Source organism: Galbibacter orientalis DSM 19592, from assembly GCF_000260115.1.
In the GTDB taxonomy this organism is placed as follows: Bacteria; Bacteroidota; Bacteroidia; order Flavobacteriales; family Flavobacteriaceae; genus Galbibacter; species Galbibacter orientalis.
Genome location: NZ_JH651379.1, coordinates 1,362,040 through 1,382,765, shown reverse-complemented (window position 1 = coordinate 1,382,765; position 20,726 = coordinate 1,362,040). Strand labels below are relative to the sequence as shown.

The window sequence follows — 20,726 nt, the reverse complement described above, 5'->3', positions numbered from 1 at the left end:
AGTGAGGTTTTAAAAAATCTCAAAAAACAAATGGCTAAACGATAAAATAAATACAATTAAAACAAACACTAGGAAAGCATACTGCATTATGTAAATTGCTTTTAAGTGTAAAATTTAAAAACCATGGCAAAAGATATAAAATTTGACATTCAAGCTCGTGACGGACTAAAGCGCGGTGTGGATGCTTTAGCAAACGCAGTAAAAGTAACTTTAGGTCCTAAAGGACGTAATGTAATTATTAATAAATCTTTTGGAGCTCCTCAAGTAACAAAAGATGGTGTTTCTGTAGCAAAAGAAATAGAATTAGAAGATGCGCTAGAAAATATGGGAGCGCAAATGGTAAAAGAAGTTGCTTCTAAAACTAACGACTTTGCAGGAGATGGTACAACAACAGCTACCGTTCTTGCTCAAGCTATTGTAAAAGAAGGACTTAAAAACGTTACCGCTGGCGCAAACCCAATGGACTTAAAAAGAGGAATCGATAAAGCTGTTGAAGCTATTGTTGCAGACCTTAAAAAACAAGCACAAACGGTTGGAGATTCTTCAGATATGATCAAACAAGTTGCAGCAATTTCTGCAAATAATGATGACACTATTGGAGACCTAATTGCGCAAGCATTTACTAAAGTTGGTAAAGAAGGGGTTATTACTGTAGAAGAAGCAAAAGGAACAGATACTTATGTAGATGTTGTTGAAGGAATGCAGTTTGACAGAGGATACCTTTCTCCATACTTTGTTACCGATACAGACAAAATGATTGCGGATTTAGACAATCCATACATCCTTTTATTTGACAAGAAAATCTCTAACCTTCAAGAAATCCTTCCAATTTTAGAGCCAGTTGCTCAATCTGGAAGACCTCTTTTAATTATTGCTGAAGATGTAGACGGACAAGCATTGGCTACTTTAGTTGTAAACAAACTAAGAGGTGGACTTAAAATTGCTGCTGTTAAAGCTCCAGGATTTGGAGACAGACGTAAAGCAATGCTTGAAGATATTGCAATCTTAACTGGAGGTACTGTAATTTCTGAAGAAAGAGGATTCTCTCTAGAAAATGCTTCTTTAGATATGCTTGGTTCTGCAGAAACTGTTACTATAGATAAAGACAACACTACTGTTGTTAATGGTGCTGGAGATGCTGAAACTATCAAAGCAAGAGTAAACCAGATTAAAGCACAAATAGATACTACTACCTCTGATTATGATAAAGAAAAACTTCAAGAGCGTTTAGCTAAATTGGCTGGAGGTGTTGCTGTACTTTACGTAGGTGCTGCTTCTGAAGTTGAAATGAAAGAGAAAAAAGACCGAGTAGACGATGCATTACACGCAACTAGAGCAGCTGTAGAAGAAGGTATTGTTGCTGGTGGAGGTGTAGCTTTACTTAGAGCTAAAGCAGTACTTAGCAAGCTTAAAGCTGATAATGACGATGAAGAAACAGGAATCCAAATTGTAACTCGTGCCGTTGAAGCACCACTTAGAACAATTGTGGAAAATGCAGGAAATGAAGGTTCTGTAGTTGTTGCTAAAGTGTACGAAGGCAAAGACGACTTTGGTTACAATGCAAAAACTGGAGAATATGTACAAATGTTAAAAGCTGGTATTATAGATCCTACTAAAGTAACTAGAATTGCATTAGAAAATGCTGCTTCTGTTGCTGGTATGATTTTAACTACCGAATGCTCTTTAACAGATATTAAAGAAGATGCTCCTGCAATGCCTCCAATGGGTGGCGGAGGAATGCCAGGAATGATGTAATATCACTCCCATAAAAATTAAAACGCGGTGCTTTGCACCGCGTTTTTTTATGTATTTAAATCAACTTCCTCGAGGCAAGCCTACTAGGGATGCAAAGGAAAATAATTTAATCCATTTCGACGTCGGGGAATAAAACCCTCAATGAGGGATTTAAAAGTTATAACAATAAATAGCTCGTTAAAAAGCTACTGTTATTTTTCCTCTTAGATAAAAAGGCGTTCCTGGTGTAAAATGGATTTCTTCTACTGGAGCAGGTTCATCAAACAAACGACTTTCGGTTGCAAATTGTGTTTCGTTCCATTCTGTATCCAAAAGATTTTCGATTATGATACCATAAGTCCAATTTTTCCAAGAATAACTAATATTAAAATCGGTTACAAAATAACCTTCAGCAATAATAGAATTATCTTCATTTGCTGGTCTATCATCTACATATCGGTAAGTTAGTGCTCCTGAAAAATTACCTAAATTTTCAACCGAAATTCCTCCTACCGTAGTAAAATCTGGCGCTAAAGGAATATAATTTTCTCCATCAGGATCGTTTACACTTCTTCCGTGGGCATAATTTGCATCGGCATAAATATACAACCAAGGTAGCACTTGGTAACGAGCACCAATATCAACCCCTAAACGACGTGTTTCTCCACTTGGCTCAACTATAGCTGCATCTCCAACATATACAAATTCTTGGTCTAAATACAACCACCATAAAGTAGCATTTAAAGCTAGTTTATTAAAGGGTTTATAGATTGTTCCTAAGTCTGCTCCATAAGCCGTTGGCAAAATATCTTCTCCTTGGTTAGCAACAACCACACGTGCATCGTTAGAATGAAAGCCCATTCCTGTTTTTAAAAAAAGCTGCCAATTAGAATTTACAGAAAAAATAGTGTTTAGCTTAGGACTTACAGCTACTTTACTTTCACTTTTATTATCATAAACATTGGTTAACTTATTGTAATAATCAAACTTAAAATAATCCAATCTCACTGCAGGATTGAAGGTCCATTTTCCAATTTTAAATTCGGTATTTACAAAACCATATGTATTTACCTCGTCCACGTCTCCATAGGCATAACGCTCTAGAATTTCCTTTCTATTTAAAGTGTGAGAAAGCTGCATATCGTCCACATTATCATATCTAAATCCAGCTCCTGCTTGGTATTCAAAATGAATATTATTTCCTAACTCATAATTATTTCTTTCAAATACACTCTCTGCTCCAACAATTACACGACTTTCTTTTTGCTCTATTTGATCTCCATTTACTGGATCGTCTAAGTAAAATGTAAAGTTTGAAAAAAGATTAAAATCATATTGAGAAATAAAGGCTTTTGTTTTTACAGCCCTATTTTCATCTAAAACTTTAAAATGATTAACCGACAAATTAGTTCTGCTAGTTTCACCGCCTTCGGTATCGTCTATTGCTCCAAATCTATCTATCAAACCTTCGTCTACAGCACGCTGTGGAATTTGCCCAGAAGCATCCCATTTACTTTGAAAGTGAGAGGCTGTAATGGTTAAATCTTCATCTGCAGCTAATTTATAATTGTAACGAGCCATCACATTAATCCGGTTAAAATTCTGCGGACTATTAAAAGGACCATCTGTTAAATACAACTCTGAAGCTACATAAGCATTACTTTTTTCAGTATCCAAAACCTTTAACATCCCCATAAAACGACTCGTATTAAACTGCCCAACTTCCAAGGAAACTAAACTATTATCGAGCGTTTTTCTAAGATTTAAATCTATATAACCTGCAGTTGTAAAATCTCCATGATTAGCAAAATAAGGACCTTTCCCAAAATTTATACCTTCTATAGTTTCTGGAATTACAAAATGTAAATCTGAATACCCTTGCCCATGGGCATGAGAAACCATGTTTACAGGAATTCCATCCACATTTATAGAAACATCGGTTCCATGGTCAATATCAAAACCACGTAAAAAAATTTGCTCTGCTTTTCCTCCTCCTGCATGCTGACCAATAATTAAGCCTGGAACTTTTCTTAATATTTCTTGAGAAGATTTTACTGGGTTTATTTGAATATCTACATCTACAAACTTGCTTAACGTATTTACTTCTGACACTAAAACAACTTGCTCTAATGAAATATTAGTTTGGGATAAAGTAATATTTTTCTGCTGATTTAAATCGGCATCATCTACCACAACCAAAACTGTTTTATAACCTAAACTAGAGTAATAGACAGAGTCTTTTATAGAAGTTTTTATCAAACTATATGTGCCACTCTGATTAGAATGAGAATGACTACCAGATGTTTTATTAAAAACACCAACATCGGAAAGAGGGTTCCCCTCAGAATCAACAATTCTTCCCGATAAATTTTGTGCATAAGACACACTTACAACAAGTATAACAAATACTGTTATTATTTTTTTCATTATAATTCTTATTTGAATTTAGTATTTCTTTTGAGACATACGCATTTTTGCCTTTAAATCAAACCCCAATTCCCTCGAAGCAAGAAAGGACTGATAAGACAGAAACAACTCTTTAAAAATAAATTAGCTTATTTGCGGAGGTGGTGTAGTTATATCTATAGAAATATAATAAGAAGTACTATTTAGACGCCATTCTTTTTCTTGAAAAATTATTAGCGTAATAGGATAAAAATTAAAAATTTCGGAGAACAAATGTTCATCTAATTTAGTGTTAGACAACAATTTCCTTTCATCTTCCTTTTTATTTTTCACGGAAATAAATAGCGATGCTATAAAAGAAAGCGCTCCATGATGATGACTATTATTAGCTGAATGCTTATGATTTGAATTACTCCCGTGACCATGATACCCACTATATGCAAAACGATTAACCGATTGAAAATTGTGTGAGTGATGCATTGACTCTTTATGTCCATTTTCTGTGAAAAATTCTACCTTGTGACTCACAAAATGTAAAAAATTAAAAACTGAACTTTTAAAAGGACTCAATAGGTAAATTAAAACTCCTAAAATGAGAAAGCATCGTATTACAAATAACTTTATGTGAATGATGCTTTTCAAAATAATTTTATTCAGTTTTTATTTGATTTAAGATACAAGACCCGTTTCCTTCAAGAAAAAAAGAGTAAAATCTATTTACTTTTATCGGATAACAATGATTCAAAATTAGGAAAAAAATAGATAGAAACTATCTCGGAGCAAGCTGATGAGGCATTTAAAGGAAAATCTAAAAAATATTTAGAGGCAGACTTTGAAACTTTCAAAGCTCGATTATAGAAAAAAAATAACCTTATTAATTCCTCAAAACAACATACAATTATCAATAAATTTATTAAAAACAACTACATACTATAGATTTTATCTTTAGTAAGATTAATAACATAGAATATAACTATTTGATTTTAAGCATAATATTAACGATATTTGTTCCAACGATATACTCTACAAATTTTATAGGGTATTGAAAATGAATCAATTTCGACAGTACAGTCGAAACATTCTAAAACCTCACAAAGTGAGCAAATAACTATTATGGCTTTTATAAAAATTAGAAGAAAAACAAAATTAGAGAAAAGGTACAGTAAGAAAATGGGAAGTATAAGTGTTAAAGTTACTTATATTAGAAAACATTTATTAGGAATACCGCTTCGAACTATTCACAAGTACAGAGAAACTTATTACGGTACTATTAAAGACTGTAAAGATTGTACTTTAACAGCTTAGCTTTTAAAAAAAATTGATATAAAAAAACCACGCAAATGCGTGGTTTTTTGTCTTTATAAACTGATGAATTTATTTGTTTTCATCTGTCATATCATCGATTTCATCTTCTACTTCTTCTGCCCCTTCTTCAATTTTATCACCAGCGTCATCAACTGCTTCTTCTACTTGTTCAGCAGGAGTGTCTTTCTTCTCTTTACAACTAGTTGTAAAAGCTGTTAATGAAAATACTAATGCAAGAGTTAAAAATATCTTTTTCATGTTGTTTAGTTTTAATGGTTATTAATTATAATTATTTTTATCTTCTGGTCATTCTACTTATAAGTGATATTACAAATAACACTAAAAATACAAAGAATAATATTTTAGCAATTCCTGCAGCAGCTCCAGCAATTCCACCAAAGCCAAATACAGCAGCTACAATTGCTACTATTAAAAAAATGATTGTCCAACGTAACATAATATTTAAGTTTTTTGGTTATACTCTAATATACGTACACAAAGTGTTTTCTGACGTATCTTTAAGGAATTTTAACTTAAAATGTTAATTCGTTGTTAATCCACTAAACACAATATCAAATAGTTACAACATGTTAAGCAGAAGCAACCTCAGACTCTCTATGAATCTTTTTAACCAGTCCTTGTAGTACTTTTCCTGGACCAACTTCGGTAAATAATAATGCACCATCTTTTACCATATTCTCAACACTTTGAGTCCATTTAACTGGTGCCGTTAATTGAGCCATCAAATTCTTTTTAATATCATCCGGATTAACAACTGCTGTTGTAGTTACATTTTGGTAAACAGGACAAATAGGTTTACTAAAAGTTGTTTGCTCTATGGCAGCTGCTAAATCTTCTCTAGCTGGTTCCATTAATGGAGAATGGAACGCTCCACCAACAGGTAAAACCAAAGCTCTACGAGCTCCTTTTTCTTTAAGTGCTTCACAGGCAGCATTAATTGCTTCTACTTCCCCAGAAATAACAAGTTGCCCAGGGCAATTGTAATTTGCAGGCACAACCACTCCTTCAATTTCTTTACATACTTGCTCAACAATGGTATCGTCTAATCCTAAAACAGCAGCCATTGTACTTGGCTTAAGTTCACAAGCCTTTTGCATTGCCAATGCTCTACGAGACACCAATTTCAAACCATCTTCAAAACTTAAAGTTTTATTGGCAACTAAAGCAGAAAGTTCTCCTAAAGAATGTCCAGCAACCATATCTGGATTAAATGTATTCCCTATAACTTTACTTAATATAACTGAATGTAAGAATACAGCTGGCTGAGTAACTTTAGTTTGTTTTAAATCTTCCGTAGTACCCTCAAACATAATATCAGTAATTTTAAAACCTAATATTTCATTTGCTTGTTCAAACAATTCTTTTGCCAAATCGGATTTCTCGTATAAATCAAGTCCCATTCCAACAAATTGTGCTCCTTGTCCAGGAAAAATATATGCATTCATGTGTTTTATTATTTACAGGTTTTCAGCAAAAATAGAAATTATATTTCAAAAAGAATTAACTAGCATAAAGGCAAGCAACGAGGCATTCAATAGAAACTAATTATAAAAACCGCTATAATTAATCCTCCTTAAACCATGAAGCGTACATAACATAACTATTAGCTATACGCTCAATTTCATTCTTACTTAAATCTTTACTAATTTCTTTTACTTTTTTTGCAGGCACGCCAGCATATATAAAACCCGCTTCTACATGCGTGTTTTGAGTAACCACAGCACCTGCAGCTATAATAGAGTTGCTTTCTACAATGCAATTATCCATTACAATACTCCCCATTCCAATTAACACATTATCTTTTATGGTACAACCATGAACAATTGCATTATGACCAATAGAGACATTATTTCCAATAGTAGTAGGGTATTTTTTATAGGTACAATGAATAACGGCTCCATCTTGAATATTTACCTTATCGCCTATTTTTATATAATGCACATCTCCACGAATTACTGCATTAAACCATACACTACAATTAGCTCCCATTGATACATCTCCAACAATTGTGGCATTTTCGGCAATAAAAATATCCGCGCCAAAAACTGGATGCTTTCCATTTACTTCTTTAATAATCATAATTAGAATTTCTACAAAGATACTTGGAGTTTAATAATTTACAGCAGGACACTTACATTTATAACGTGGTTTTCCTTGAAGGAAATTGTATCCTAAAGTTATTTGATGAAACCCTCCATTATCAAATCTTAAATCTCCAGATTGATACGAATAATTATATGAGAACATAAATTGTTTAATGTTCACACCTACTATTGGAGTAAATAATTGTAACTTTTGTTTTCCAGAATTCCCGTTAATTTCATATTCGGCGCCATCAAAACTTCTCCGATATGAAAGTCCTCCCCATATTTTACCAAAATCCATTTCTCGATATACCTTTGCGTTTACATCTACAGCAGACTCTTCTGTATATTCTGAAAATTGAAATAGAAAAGAAGGTTCAAATTGCCATTGAGATTTTCCAAAAACATAACCAGCAGAAAACAAATAGCGTCTTACATTATCTATCTCTTCCGCAGAATACAAATCTCTCCCGCTTCCCAACATATTTTTAACAGCAAAATGAGCATAAAACTCTAAAAAATTATAAGACATCCCAACATCAACATTAAAATAATTTACGTTGTTGCTAGTACCTGTTATTATTGGATCTGGAATAATAGAAACAAACTCAGACTCATCCAACCTACTTTGCAAAAAACCTACATTTACTCCAAACGATAATTGATTAACTCCATCTCTATATTCGGACAACGTAATGTGATGCGCATATGTTAATTTCATTCCTGTTTGAGAATGGTATCCATTTCTATCATTAAATAATATAGCTCCCACCCCACTTCTATCGCCCACTCTCATATGTGCATTGAGTGTTTGTAATGCAGGCGCTTTTTCTACATCAAACCATTGCTTTCTTGCAGTCATTCTAACCTTTCCACCTTGACCAACTCCAGCCATTGATGGATATACAAGGTAATAATTATCGGATAGGTAGTCAAAATACACGGGGATTCCCTCTTGAGCATAGGAAGATGTTACAAGTAAAAAAAGTAAAGAAAAATAGATTTTCTGAAAGAACTTCATGAAAGTACCTTTATTTGGTAGGTTAATGGCTCAAAGATATCAAAAGATGAGTTACGTTTTGTAATTTTGCAACAAAATCGATGAAATGGAGCCATATAAAATAAACATACAGCCAACAAATAGGCCAGCAATTATAAAGTTTGAAGCCAATAAGTTTTTAACTCGTAAGCAAAATTATGAGTTTAAAAACGTAGACGACGCTAAGAATTCGCCTTTGGCAAAGCAGCTTTTCTATCTTCCGTTTACAAAAACAGTATATATCTCTGGTAATTTTGTTGCTATAGAACGTTATGATATTGTTGAGTGGGCAGATGTTCAAGATGAAGTAGCTGAGCAGATTGAAAATTATTTAAACTCTGGAGAACCTGTTATTATAGAAGATGATACTACTCCTTCTAAAATTCCAGTAACCATTTATGCAGAAAGCACTCCAAATCCAGCTGCTTTAAAATTTGTTTCCAACAAAAAATTAGTTTTATCAACCTACGAATTTAAAAATATTGAAGAAGCTAAAGATTCTCCTTTAGCAAGTGGTCTTTTCCATTTTCCTTTTGTTAAAGAAGTTTTTATTGACGAAAATTACATCTCTATTCTAAAGTATGATATTGCGGAATGGGATGATATTGTAGTTGAATTAAGAGAATACATTCGTTTACACATTGAAGAAGGGAAAGACATAGTATCTGACAACGCACAAAGCAAGACTACAGATGCAGCAGAAACTCCTAATAACAATAAAAGCGTAGACACTTCTAATTTGGATGATACTTCTAAACAAATTATTGACATTTTAGAAGAATATGTAAAACCTGCTGTAGCTAGTGACGGTGGAAACATTCTTTTTCAATCGTATGATGAAGAATCTAAAACTGTAAGTGTAATTCTTCAGGGAGCATGTAGCGGTTGTCCTTCTTCTACATTCACTTTAAAAAATGGAATTGAGAGTATGTTAAAAAGCATGCTAGTAGATAAAGTAAATGAAGTAGTTGCCATTAACGGGTAATCAACAATTTATTTTAAAAATTAAAAAAACAAAGCCCGATTTAACTCGGGCTTTGTTCTTCTTCATAACAAACTTCTTAACTTTTTATGCGCTTATAATCGTCATGAAACTCTTTAAAGAGTGTTAGTAAATTAATAGTAGCTGTAATTAAGTCTTTTGTTTCTAACAATAAACTAAAATATAATTTCGTGTTTTTTGGACTCGTTTCTGTGCTTCGAATGCGGTCTATTTGCTTCTGAATTAATGCTGAAACATTATCTAGCAATTCTTTTTTATCTTCAATAATAAAACCAATATCTTCAAAAGTATTTCCGTCTAAATCAACTTTTATTCTTTCAAAAAGAACCTCCAATCTTTCATCAATTCTCTTAAGATCTCGAATTTGATTAAATTTTAAATTCTTATGGTTATTATTTACATGCGAGTAACTATTTTTTGTAATATAACTAATAGACTGTACCATGTCTTGCAAATAATCTAAGGTAAGGATATAGAATTTACTTGCATCAACAGAACTTTCATCTAAAGACTTTATAAAGTAAAAGATGTCACTTTTAAGCGTATCAACTTCATCTTCTAATTTACTGAGTTGTTTTTTAGATTTTTTAAGTTTATTAAGATCTTGCAAACCTAAATTATCTACCACTTCTCCATAAACTTTGCTTATACGTCTTATTACTTTAGAGATATTATCGGAACTATCGCTTATAATTTCATTAATTGTAATTAGAGATGTTCTATCAATTTGAATTGCTGCTTCTTTCTCCTTTTCCTTTTTCTTGTAGCTTAAAAAGCTACGAGTAATTAATAATACAGCAATAATCAACAAAACTACTAGTGCAATTCCTTTTCCATAATAAATAACCGTGGCAAATATTGCAGCCGCTACAAACGCTACAATTGCCGTTATAAACCAGCCTCCAATAACATTAAAAACACCAGCAACTCTATAAACAGCGCTTTCTCTACCCCAAGCTTTATCGGAAAGAGAAGTCCCCATTGCTACCATAAAAGAAACGTATGTGGTAGATAATGGAAGCTTTAAGGATGTTGCCATAGATATTAAAATACTTGCAACCATAAGATTTACGGCTGCTCTAACCATATCAAATGCAGGTTCATCTGCATTCTTTTTTGTTCTTTTACTTTCTGGTTTTGAAAATCTCTTTTCAATACGCTGTTGGATTTCATCAGGAAGCACTACCGCTATAGCTTGATTTAAATTGACAGAAGCGCGTACAATAAATCTAGATAAAAAATTAGGCTGAAATTTTTCTGACCCCTCTCCACTTCTTGCCAAATTAATTTCTGTATACATTACCGAACGTGCTTTTTTAGAAAGCCAAAGCGTAACAACCATTACCAAACCTGCCAATATCAACATATAAGTTGGCGTTTCCACTTGCCCAGATAGGCTGTTCATTGTATATTCTGTTGGTAAAACCCCAGAAGCTTGGTAGGCTCCATGCCATAATTCATAAGACTGATATGCTGCAATTGGAACGCCTATAAAATTCACCAAATCATTTCCAGCAAAAGCTAATGCTAATGCAAAAGTTCCAATAAGGATTATTATTTTTAAAATATTCAGTTTAGTAAAGCTGATAATTATTTGCGAAATTCCTGTAAAAACAACAAAACAGAAAGCTACTATTAATAATTTATTACCATCAATAAAATCTAAAAAAGATTGCGGAATTACAGAAGCTCCCTTTATTCCTTTTATCAGAATAAAATAAGTAATTGCAGTTATAGCTATTCCCCCAAAGATTCCGCCAACATATTTTATACGTTTTTCATAATGAAAAGAAAAGATAAATCTAGAAATCCATTGTACAAAAGCACCTACAATGAATGCAATAACAACCGACAGTAAAATCCCAAAGATAATTTCTGCGGCTTTATCTCCATTAATATAATTACCTAAAGCCCCAATAGCATCATTAGCTTTTATAATTTTAAGAATAGAAATTGCTACAGATGCGCCCAACAGTTCAAATACAATAGAAACTGTGGTAGAAGTTGGTAATGCAAGTGAATTAAATAGATCCAAAAGCAAAATATCTGTTATCATGACGGCCATGAAGATGATCATGATTTCATCAAAATAAAACTGTCCCGGATTAAAAATACCTTTCCTAGCAACCTCCATCAATCCAGACGAAAATATAGCTCCTACTGCTACCCCAATACTAGCAATAATTAATATGGTCTTAAGGGACGCTGCTTTAGAACCTACGGCAGAATTTAAAAAATTCACTGCATCGTTACTCACACCTACTGTTAAATCTGTAATGGCCAATACAAAAAGTACCACCAACATAAAAATATAAAACTGCTCCATATAAACTTTTAACTAAAAGCAAAAGTCTATTAACAATTTAAAAGCCAAGTTAATTTAAAGTTACCAAAATATTACTTTGAAATTAATAACTAACTATGAATCCATAAGTTAGTAACTATGAATTTTAGATACTGATAAAAATAAATTATATTTAGGTACAACGAATAATTAACATCAAAATGTAATATTATGGCAGTTTTAAAAGTAATTGAAGTATTAGCTAATTCTGACAAAAGTTGGGAAGACGCTACAAAAAATGCAATACAGAAAGCATCTAAATCGGTTAATAACATTAAATCGGTTTATGTGAACGAACAAAGTGCAACGGTAAATAATGGAGAAATTGATAATTATCGGGTAAATCTAAAAATCACTTTCGAAATAGATTAAGTCTTAAAAAGATAGAAAGTCTGTTTAATTGCTAAAAGCCGTTAAACAGATTTTTTTTATTTTTATGAAAATAAACATCATAAAGCACCTGATATTTTTTCTATTTAGAATTATAGGTTCTAATTTTGAAAAAATTAAAAAAAATTAATATGGAAACAGACAAGTGGTTAGAGCAAGGAATTGCATTAGTAGTAGAATACGCTCCAAAAATTGTAATGGCTATTTTAATATGGATTATTGGTTCTATAATATTTAGCCGAGTAGTAAAATACGCACGAAAAATAATGGAGCGAAGAAACTATGAAATAAGTCTTCGTGAATTTTTAGGAACCCTTTTATATTGGGCGCTAAAAATACTTCTAATTATTGTTATTTTAGGAACATTAGGTATTGAAACCACCTCTTTTGCTGCTATTATTGCCTCGGCTGGTTTAGCTGTTGGTTTGGCACTACAAGGTTCTTTAGCAAACTTTGCTGGAGGAGTTCTTATTCTTATTTTCAAGCCTTTTAAAGTAGGCGATTTTATAGAAGCACAAGGGCTTTCTGGTACCGTTAAAGAAATTGGAATTATCAATACCGTTTTAAATACTTTCGGAAACCAACAAGCTATTATTCCAAACGGAAAGCTCTCCAATGAAAACATTGTAAACTATAGTGCAGAGAGCACCCGAAGAGAAAATATAACAGCTGGAATTAGCTATGATTCTGATATTAAAAAAGCAAAAGCAATTTTACTTGATATTGTAAGTAGTAATGACAAGGTGTTAAAGCATCCAGAACCCGCTGTTATGGTTGCAGAACTTGCAGATAGCTCTGTAAATTTATCATTAAGATATTGGGCTACAAACGATGATTTCTGGGATTGCCGTTGGTATGTTTTAGAAGAAATAAAGAATAGATTTGATGCAGAAGGTATTGAAATTCCTTACCCTCATCAAGTGGAGATTCAAAAACAAGCTTAATCCCTCAAGAAGGGTTTAATTTCCCAGAGCCTTTTCTTTTTTTTATAAGTTAACTATAGGGTTCTGCAGGGAAAGAAGTTAAATTGTTTCGTTCGAATATCTCGTGGGCTTGTCCTGCGAGTTAGTTTATTTTTTAGGTTTTGTAGTTACAAAATCTTTTAAATAATAAGGCTCAAAATAGGCGACATCCTCAAAGTCGCCTATTTTATATTTTTCGGTTGCTAAAACTGCCATATCTTTTGCTGAAGGATATTTTACTTCAGAAGAAAAAATAGCATTTTCGTGTGTAATTACAGTCTTACATTTCTCAGCACCATCGCCCACAAAATAAACGCTTCCCTCCTCTAAAAACTCAGAAAAAGATGTTGGAGTAATTATTTCAGCTTTTGTAGCCCTTACTTGCACTCCATTTTTAAAAATAGCAGCATAAACTTCCATTCTTCTTGCATCTAGCAAAGAGACTACAAAATCGGTTTTTTCATTATTATTTTCGGCTAAAACAGCCAGTGTAGGAACAGAAATTAATGGTTTATCCAAAGAATAACACAATCCTTTTGCAGTAGAAACTCCTATGCGCAAGCCTGTATAAGAACCAGGACCTTTACTTACCGCAATAGCATCTATTTCTGAAAACAACAAAGAAGCGTCTTTCAACGCTTCTTTTATAAATACATGTAAATTTTCAGCATGCGTATAACCGCTATCATTAATTTCTTTTAATGCTACTATTTTTCCGTTAGCACTTATACTCACAGAGCAATTGGTAGTTGCGGTTTCTATATTTAGAATCTTTGCCATTATGCAAAAATACTAGCTATATTACCATTCTTCCAAAGGAATTCCATAATAAAATTTAAGCACCTTTAAACGGAAGATAAAATCATATTTTGTTTGAATTAAAGTAGCTTCTGCATCGTCTAAACGTGCTTGCGCCTGACTAAAATCGAAGCTATTCATTAATCCAACATTGTAGCGTTCTTTAGCATAATCATAAGACAGACGTCTAGCTTCTACTGTTTTTCCTGCTGCTTCATAACTTTTATAAGAACCTTTTACATCTACATAAGCCTGATTAATATCTGTTTCTAAATTTAATTTCTCTTGTGTAAACTGTAATTTAGCGCGCTCCACATCAATTTGACTTCTCTTGATATTATTATTTACAGAAAACCCATTCAAGATTGGAATATTAATTTGCGCACCATATGCAAAACCATCTTGCAACCACAATTGGTCTTTAAAAGAAATTTCTGCTCCAGGTATTATTTGTTGCGTATTAGGATCTATAGTACTTGGATATCTTGCGTTATCAGAATATCTGGTATTATATTGAAAGAAAGCACTTATGGTAGGATACCTAGCTCCTTTTGCTATCTGAAGATCTTTTTCTGCTAAATCCACATTTGCTTCTGATGCTTTTATATCATTTCTAAAAGTCAAAGCTTTCTCATAAATTTCTCTTGGGGTAATCTCCAATACAGCATCATCTGGAATTGCATACCCTTCATCTACTACATCAAAATTTTCATAATCGCTTATTTGAAGCAATTGCGCTAAACTTATTCTTGCTATAAGCACACTGTTTTCAGCAGCAACTATTTGTTGTTCTTGATTTGCAGCAGTAGCTTGGATCTCTAGAAGGTCTCCTTTTGGCAACACTCCATTTTCTACTAACTCATTGGTACGCTCTAAATCTTGTTGTGTAGCTCTATATTGAGCATTTAAAACATTAAGCGTTTCTCTATTAGACAATATTTGTAGGTATGCATTTGCAACAGAAAGTCTAATATCATCTCGAATGTCGTCCGATTGATATTGAACAGCCATTGCATTTAATTTAGCTCTATTTAACTGATAAAAATTACGAAGCCCATCAAATAAAGTTAAAGAAGAAGAAATAGACGGTGTAACGTTAAAGAACTTTTGATTCACAAAACTATTTGTAGTTGGATCAATAGAATACCCTGTACTTGAAGAGGCAGACGCTTGCGCATTTAAAGAAGGTATAAAGTTCCCTATAGCGTCCGATTTGTCAAGCTTAACACTTTCTAAATCTAATTCTGCTTGTTGAATAGTAAGATTGTGCTCTTCAGCATACCTCACACATTCTTCAAGTGTCCACAGCTTTTTTTCTTGAGCAATGCCAACAACAGAGCACGTTAATGCTAAAATTAATATTTTAAACTTCATAAAGCTCATTTTAAATTTTCAGTATTAATTAGCTATCACCTTTTTTTTCATCGTCCATAGGTTCAGTTTTATTCCAAACCTTAATTTTATCATCTTTTGTTATTCCAGATAAGATTTCTACATTAATTCCATCTGAAACACCTAGCTCTAAATCGCGACGCTCATACTCATTCTCTCCAGTAACAATTTCAACATACGGTTTCTCTGTTTCTTTATCAAACTGAAGTAAAGCTTCTTTTATAGCAAGAACACCTTCTTTTTTCTCTAAAATAATAGAAGCATTTGCACTATATCCTGCTCTGATAAAAACATCTGAAGGAAGAGAAAGATCTGCTTTTATGGTAAACTGAACCGCTCCTTGGTCTTCAACCCCTTTTGGAGCGATGAATTTTAACTTAGCATCAAACTCTTTGTCTTGAACAGCTCCTAAATTAATAGAGATTGGCATTCCCATTTCTAATTTATCTACTTCTGCTTCATCTACTTGCCCTTCAAAAATCATTTTAGACATATCGGCAATTGTAGCAATAGAAGTACCATCATTAAAATTATTAGCCTCAATAACCTGATCTCCTTCTTTAACTGGAATCTCTAAAACAGTTCCGTCTACAGTAGCACGAATGTTTGTATTTGCAGTTGCAGATCCTCCAGCAGATCCTACACGGATAATTTGGTAATCGTTTTGTGCATTTTGCAATTCTTGCTTTGCTTGATTGTATTGTAGTTCTACAGAAAGGAAATCCTGACTAGCAACAACTCCTTTGTCAAAAAGTTTCTTGTTTCTATCGTACTCAATTTTAGCATTATTGAGTGCTATTTGAGCATTACTCACACGTCCTCTAGCACTTACCAACGACTGCTCGTTTGGAACTACTTTAATTTTTGCAATTAAATCTCCAGATTTTAATTTATCTCCTTCTTCTACTAAAATAGATTCGATAATTCCAGAAATTTGTGGTTTTATCAATACTTCATCTTCAGGAATAACTTTTCCTGTTGCAACAACTCTATTTGTAATAGTTTCTTCTGTTGCAGTTGCCGTATCAAAAGTTACAGCTGGTTTGCTATTTGTTTTTAAAACTCTTGCAACGGCATATAGAACCAAAATTACGCCTATTCCAATTAAAACGTATCTTAAAATTTTTTTCATAGTTGTTTAGTTTATTCTTCTCTTAATGCTTCTATTGGTTTTATTTTTACAGCTCTATTGGCTGGAATCAATCCTATTAATACACTCAATCCTATCATAAGGATAAATGAAAATAATATCTGCGGAATACTCACCGTTGGGTTCACAAAAGGATACTCATCTGTATGTCCAAATTTATAATCCAAAAAATGCAATGCCGCTACCGATATTACAAAACCTATTAAGCCTGCAAAAGTTGTAAGTACAATAGATTCTAATATTATTTGACGCTTTATTATTTTTGGCGTAGCGCCTAAAGCACGTCTAACTCCAATTTCGTTGGTTCGCTCTTTTACAGTTATCAGTAAAATATTACTCACAGCTATTACTCCTGCTAACAAGGTGAATGTTCCCACAAAAAACGAGAACCCTTGAAGCACTAGTGTAAAAGCACTAATTCCTTTAAAAATCTCAGAAAAATCAAACGATCCAATTGCTCTTATATCATCTGGATGTATGTTATATTTCCTTTTTAAGAGTGTTTTTATTTTTTTTTCAGCAACAGCAACTTCTTTATCAGGATCTACTAAAATAGCCATCCAACCTATTTTATTGCCACTGTTAAATGCATTCTGAAAGGTGGTAAAAGGAACAAATATTGCATTCTCTCCTTCAAAATTTATATTATCATTTTTCTTATAAATCCCAACCACAGAAAAGTAGATTCCATTTATTTTAATGGACTTCCCTATTGCATTCTCCCCTTTATCAAACAGCAATTTATAAGCATCAACCCCAATAACACATACCTTTTTAGAGTCTTCAATATCATTTTGATTAATAAATCTTCCTTCTACAATACGTTTTTTAGATACTAAATCTATACTTGGGTAATCTCCATAAACTCCAGAACCGCTAGTTCTACCATTACGAATTACGGTTGCTGTCCCTCCAAAATCGCCTAGTTGAATTCTAGGTGCAATAATATCTACTTCACTAACCTGTTGTTTTATTAAATCTACATCTTCTAAGGTAAAATCTATAGGTCTTCCTCTTTCAAAACCTTTATAAGCCATAGAGGTAGTTTGAGTCCACATAAACATACTGTTTGTAGCGGTTCCTGCAAAAATTCTATTAAATCCATTAGACATTCCGTTTGTACCGCCTAACAAAAGAATTAAAATAACTATTGCAAAAATAACCCCAAGTGTTGTGAGGAATGTTCTAAGCATATTTTTAGTTAGCGTACTAAAAACTTCGCTCCAAAGGTCTCTGTCAAATATTCCCATAGTTAGTCTGCTCTTAGTGCTACAATTGGTTTAACGCTTGCCGCTTTCATTGCGGGAATCAATCCTGCTAATACTCCCGCTACAACCAATACAATGGTAGCGGTAATAATAGTTACATTATCTACGGATGGGTTTGAAAAGGCAGGAGCATCTATAATTGGAGAAATTAATGCAACCACAGCCATGGCAAACAACATTCCTATTAGCCCAGATATAGAAGTGATAAATACCGATTCTAACAAGACTAATTTAATTACATCAAAAGGTTTTGCTCCTAATGCTTTTCTAACCCCAATCTCTTTTGTTCTTTCTTTTATAATGAAAACTAATATGTTTCCAATCCCAACAATTCCAGCTATTAGAATTAACATTCCAATACCAATACTTATTACTGAAAGCATTGTAGTAAAGTTGGAAACATTAGAGAATTGTTCTGCGTAGTTATTAAAATACAGTGCTCCTTGATCTTCAGGGTCTATAATTAATCTTCGTTTTAAAGCTACTTCTATATTGTCTGAAAAATTTATAGCCTCCGCAAAATTAAATTCTGGATTATAGGTCAAAGCAATCTGATCAATGTTGCGAGTATTTCCATACAAACGCTGAAGCGTACTTACAGGCGTATACATATTTCGTTCCTCACGCTCATTTCCATCATCAGAAAAAATTCCTATTACTTTATAAGATAATTTGTTTAAAATTATATTTTGACCAACTGGATCTACATCTTTAAAAAGTTCATCGGCAATTACTTTCCCAATAACAACAACTTTTAAAGTGTTTTGAATATCATTTTCATTAATATAACGTCCTTTTTCAACTACTGTACGCTCTATTATTTGATGATCTGGATTTACACCTCTAATAGAATAAGTTCCTGTTTCTTTTCCAAAATTTGCAGTAACACTTTTAGAAAATCTAGGAGTTATATATTCTAAATACCCTGTAAAACTCTGTTTTATAAAATCTAAATCTTCATTATCAAATTGTATTCTTCTTCCTGCTTCAAAACCTCCATAAGGTTTTGTAGTAGATCCAGGATATATAAAAATAGAATTAGTAGCATCGTCATTAAACTGCTTTGTAAATCCATTTTTCATACCATCTACAGAAGCCAACAACAATACTAAAATAAAAATACCCCAAGCCACAGAAAACCCTGTTAAAAATGTTCTAAGCTTGTTGCTTTTTATACTATGGAATATTTCCGACCAAAGATCTCTACTGAACATACGGAGTAACTCTTACTTGATCAACTACTTTATCTTCTACTATAACACCATCTTTTAAATGCACAATACGCTTACACATATGTGCAATATCGTCTTCGTGAGTTACCACTAAAATGGTTTTCCCTTCATCATTAATTTTCTGGATAAGATCCATTACCTCATGAGACGTTTTACTATCCAAAGCTCCTGTAGGCTCATCGGCCAGCATTACTTTTGGTTCTGCTGCCAAAGCTCTTGCAATAGCAACTCTTTGCTTTTGCCCTCCAGAAAGTTCGCTAGGTAAATGATCCACCCATGGCCCTAATCCAACCGATTCAAGATGCTTTATAGCACGCTCCTTTCTCAACTTTCTATTAACTCCTTGATAGTATAGCGGAAGTGCTACATTTTCCCAAGCAGATTTATAATTTATTAAATTGAAAGACTGAAAAATGAAACCTAAGAATTTATTGCGGTAATTAGCCGCTTTGGTTTCATTAAGATTTTTTATGGTAACTCCATCTAAAAGATACTCGCCTTCATCTAAATTATCGAGCATTCCCAAGATATTTAACAAAGTAGATTTTCCAGATCCTGAGGACCCCATGATGGCAACTAACTCTCCTTCTTTTACAGAAAAGTTTATTCCTTTTAATACATGAAGTGAATTACTCCCCATGTGGTACGACTTGTGAAGGTCTTTTATTTCAATCATGATGGTTAGTTTTCTTAAGTAAGACACTAAAAACTTAGTGAAAATACAAAAATATAAGCTCGATTAAAACTTACTTACACATATATGACTACCAAACAAATGAAATGTTACAGAATAAATTAAAAAAAATTGACGAACAGCAGTAAACACCTGATTATCAGACACAAATTATTTCATTCGCTTAAAAATAAAGTAACCTAATACAGCAATTAAGATATATGGAACCGCCATAAGATAGACTATTCCATTATTAATCCCTTCTGCTACCTCTTGATTTTCTCCTGTTTCCAAAACAGCACGACACATAGCACATTGTGCATGAATAAAATCTGGCAACAGTATGAAAGCAACAATCAGTATTAAAATTTTAAAGCTCTTCATTTAAATAATTTTAGGCGTAATATGGAGAAATCATAATATAAACTATTACCCCTGTTACAGCAACATACAACCATAACGGAAATGTAATTCTTGCAATTTTCTTATGCTTATTAAAACGTTTAGAAAGCGCACGTACATAGGTAATTAATACCAACGGGATAATTGCAATGGATAATATAATATGTGTTACTAAAATAAAATAATAGATATATTTTATAACGCCTTCTCCTCCAAAAACGGTAGAATCGGAGGTCATATGGTATGCTACATACATTACCAAAAAAGCTACTGAAAGTCCGATACAAAATTTCATTAACCACTCATGCAACACATAATCTCTTTTTTTAATAGCAATAAAAGCGGCTATTAAAAAAATAGCGGTTAACCCATTTGTACTAGCATAAATAGGCGGTAAAAAGGATAAAGGCTCAACATTTGGAATTTTTATTCCAAATAAGGCAGCTACTGCAACAGGAATTACAATTGATAAAATTACAATCCACTTATTATATTTTTTTTCTTCTGGTGTTTTTGTACTCAT

General features: G+C 32.8%; 21 protein-coding genes. 5 read left to right on the top strand and 16 right to left on the bottom strand.

Annotated features, from left to right (window positions below):
- Positions 1-123: 123 nt before the first annotated feature.
- Positions 124-1,755, top strand: coding sequence for a chaperonin GroEL (gene groL, locus JOOMADRAFT_RS06185; RefSeq protein WP_008612027.1), 1,632 nt, complete (start codon positions 124-126; stop codon positions 1,753-1,755).
- A 177-nt stretch (positions 1,756-1,932) separates the two neighbouring features.
- On the opposite strand, the gene JOOMADRAFT_RS06180 is transcribed toward groL, so the two are convergent.
- Together JOOMADRAFT_RS06180 and JOOMADRAFT_RS06175 are read right to left on the bottom strand one after the other, a co-directional pair.
- Positions 1,933-4,161 (bottom strand): TonB-dependent receptor, encoded by a 2,229-nt coding sequence (locus JOOMADRAFT_RS06180; RefSeq protein WP_008612026.1) that lies wholly within the window; start codon positions 4,159-4,161, stop codon positions 1,933-1,935.
- A gap of 123 nt (positions 4,162-4,284) precedes the next feature.
- Entirely contained in the window at positions 4,285-4,620 is a 336-nt protein-coding gene (locus tag JOOMADRAFT_RS06175) for a hypothetical protein (RefSeq protein ID WP_157136660.1), read from the bottom strand.
- Between the two features lie 633 nt (positions 4,621-5,253).
- On the opposite strand from JOOMADRAFT_RS06175, the gene JOOMADRAFT_RS06170 reads away from it, so the two are divergent.
- The gene (locus JOOMADRAFT_RS06170) at positions 5,254-5,445 is read left to right on the top strand and encodes a hypothetical protein (RefSeq protein WP_008612024.1); all 192 of its coding nucleotides are present in this window, start codon (positions 5,254-5,256) and stop codon (positions 5,443-5,445) included.
- 69 nt (positions 5,446-5,514) lie between these two features.
- Here the strand turns inward: JOOMADRAFT_RS06170 and JOOMADRAFT_RS06165 are convergent, their stop codons facing one another.
- The 5 genes from JOOMADRAFT_RS06165 to JOOMADRAFT_RS06145 all read right to left on the bottom strand — a co-directional run bounded on the left by JOOMADRAFT_RS06165 (position 5,515) and on the right by JOOMADRAFT_RS06145 (position 8,571).
- A complete protein-coding gene (locus JOOMADRAFT_RS06165) occupies positions 5,515-5,703 on the bottom strand; it encodes a hypothetical protein (RefSeq protein ID WP_008612022.1) in 189 nt (62 codons plus the stop codon).
- Between the two features lie 37 nt (positions 5,704-5,740).
- Entirely contained in the window at positions 5,741-5,902 is a 162-nt protein-coding gene (locus JOOMADRAFT_RS19835) for a DUF1328 family protein (RefSeq protein ID WP_008612020.1), read from the bottom strand.
- Positions 5,903-6,035: 133 nt separating this feature from the next.
- A complete protein-coding gene (fabD, locus tag JOOMADRAFT_RS06155) occupies positions 6,036-6,911 on the bottom strand; it encodes an ACP S-malonyltransferase (RefSeq protein WP_008612018.1) in 876 nt (291 codons plus the stop codon).
- 118 nt (positions 6,912-7,029) lie between these two features.
- On the bottom strand, positions 7,030-7,545 hold the full coding sequence (locus JOOMADRAFT_RS06150; protein WP_008612016.1) for a gamma carbonic anhydrase family protein: 516 nt from the start codon (positions 7,543-7,545) through the stop codon (positions 7,030-7,032).
- Between the two features lie 30 nt (positions 7,546-7,575).
- A complete protein-coding gene (locus tag JOOMADRAFT_RS06145; protein ID WP_008612015.1) occupies positions 7,576-8,571 on the bottom strand; it encodes a PorP/SprF family type IX secretion system membrane protein in 996 nt (331 codons plus the stop codon).
- A gap of 85 nt (positions 8,572-8,656) precedes the next feature.
- On the opposite strand from JOOMADRAFT_RS06145, the gene JOOMADRAFT_RS06140 reads away from it, so the two are divergent.
- Positions 8,657-9,574, top strand: coding sequence for a NifU family protein (locus JOOMADRAFT_RS06140; protein WP_008612014.1), 918 nt, complete (start codon positions 8,657-8,659; stop codon positions 9,572-9,574).
- Between the two features lie 76 nt (positions 9,575-9,650).
- On the opposite strand, the gene JOOMADRAFT_RS06135 is transcribed toward JOOMADRAFT_RS06140, so the two are convergent.
- On the bottom strand, positions 9,651-11,918 hold the full coding sequence (locus JOOMADRAFT_RS06135; protein ID WP_008612013.1) for an inorganic phosphate transporter: 2,268 nt from the start codon (positions 11,916-11,918) through the stop codon (positions 9,651-9,653).
- Between the two features lie 189 nt (positions 11,919-12,107).
- On the opposite strand from JOOMADRAFT_RS06135, the gene JOOMADRAFT_RS06130 reads away from it, so the two are divergent.
- The gene (locus JOOMADRAFT_RS06130) at positions 12,108-12,308 is read left to right on the top strand and encodes a dodecin family protein (RefSeq protein WP_008612012.1); all 201 of its coding nucleotides are present in this window, start codon (positions 12,108-12,110) and stop codon (positions 12,306-12,308) included.
- Between the two features lie 149 nt (positions 12,309-12,457).
- Positions 12,458-13,270 carry a mechanosensitive ion channel family protein gene (locus tag JOOMADRAFT_RS06125; protein WP_008612011.1) on the top strand — a complete coding sequence of 271 codons (813 nt, stop codon included), beginning with the start codon at positions 12,458-12,460 and terminating at the stop codon, positions 13,268-13,270.
- A 126-nt stretch (positions 13,271-13,396) separates the two neighbouring features.
- Here the strand turns inward: JOOMADRAFT_RS06125 and tsaB are convergent, their stop codons facing one another.
- From tsaB to JOOMADRAFT_RS06085, 8 genes are all read right to left on the bottom strand, one after another.
- Positions 13,397-14,068 (bottom strand): tRNA (adenosine(37)-N6)-threonylcarbamoyltransferase complex dimerization subunit type 1 TsaB, encoded by a 672-nt coding sequence (tsaB, locus tag JOOMADRAFT_RS06120; protein WP_008612010.1) that lies wholly within the window; start codon positions 14,066-14,068, stop codon positions 13,397-13,399.
- Positions 14,069-14,089: 21 nt separating this feature from the next.
- Entirely contained in the window at positions 14,090-15,460 is a 1,371-nt protein-coding gene (locus JOOMADRAFT_RS06115) for a TolC family protein (protein ID WP_008612009.1), read from the bottom strand.
- A 28-nt stretch (positions 15,461-15,488) separates the two neighbouring features.
- A complete protein-coding gene (locus JOOMADRAFT_RS06110) occupies positions 15,489-16,610 on the bottom strand; it encodes an efflux RND transporter periplasmic adaptor subunit (RefSeq protein ID WP_008612000.1) in 1,122 nt (373 codons plus the stop codon).
- Between the two features lie 11 nt (positions 16,611-16,621).
- On the bottom strand, positions 16,622-17,878 hold the full coding sequence (locus JOOMADRAFT_RS06105) for an ABC transporter permease (RefSeq protein ID WP_008611998.1): 1,257 nt from the start codon (positions 17,876-17,878) through the stop codon (positions 16,622-16,624).
- A gap of 2 nt (positions 17,879-17,880) precedes the next feature.
- Positions 17,881-19,110 carry an ABC transporter permease gene (locus tag JOOMADRAFT_RS06100; protein WP_008611997.1) on the bottom strand — a complete coding sequence of 410 codons (1,230 nt, stop codon included), beginning with the start codon at positions 19,108-19,110 and terminating at the stop codon, positions 17,881-17,883.
- Positions 19,100-19,804 (bottom strand): ABC transporter ATP-binding protein, encoded by a 705-nt coding sequence (locus JOOMADRAFT_RS06095; RefSeq protein ID WP_008611996.1) that lies wholly within the window; start codon positions 19,802-19,804, stop codon positions 19,100-19,102. The genes JOOMADRAFT_RS06100 and JOOMADRAFT_RS06095 overlap by 11 nt, the downstream gene beginning before the upstream one ends.
- Before the next feature lie 168 nt (positions 19,805-19,972).
- On the bottom strand, positions 19,973-20,185 hold the full coding sequence (locus tag JOOMADRAFT_RS06090) for a hypothetical protein (protein WP_008611995.1): 213 nt from the start codon (positions 20,183-20,185) through the stop codon (positions 19,973-19,975).
- A gap of 10 nt (positions 20,186-20,195) precedes the next feature.
- Positions 20,196-20,726 carry a DUF420 domain-containing protein gene (locus JOOMADRAFT_RS06085; RefSeq protein WP_008611994.1) on the bottom strand — a complete coding sequence of 177 codons (531 nt, stop codon included), beginning with the start codon at positions 20,724-20,726 and terminating at the stop codon, positions 20,196-20,198.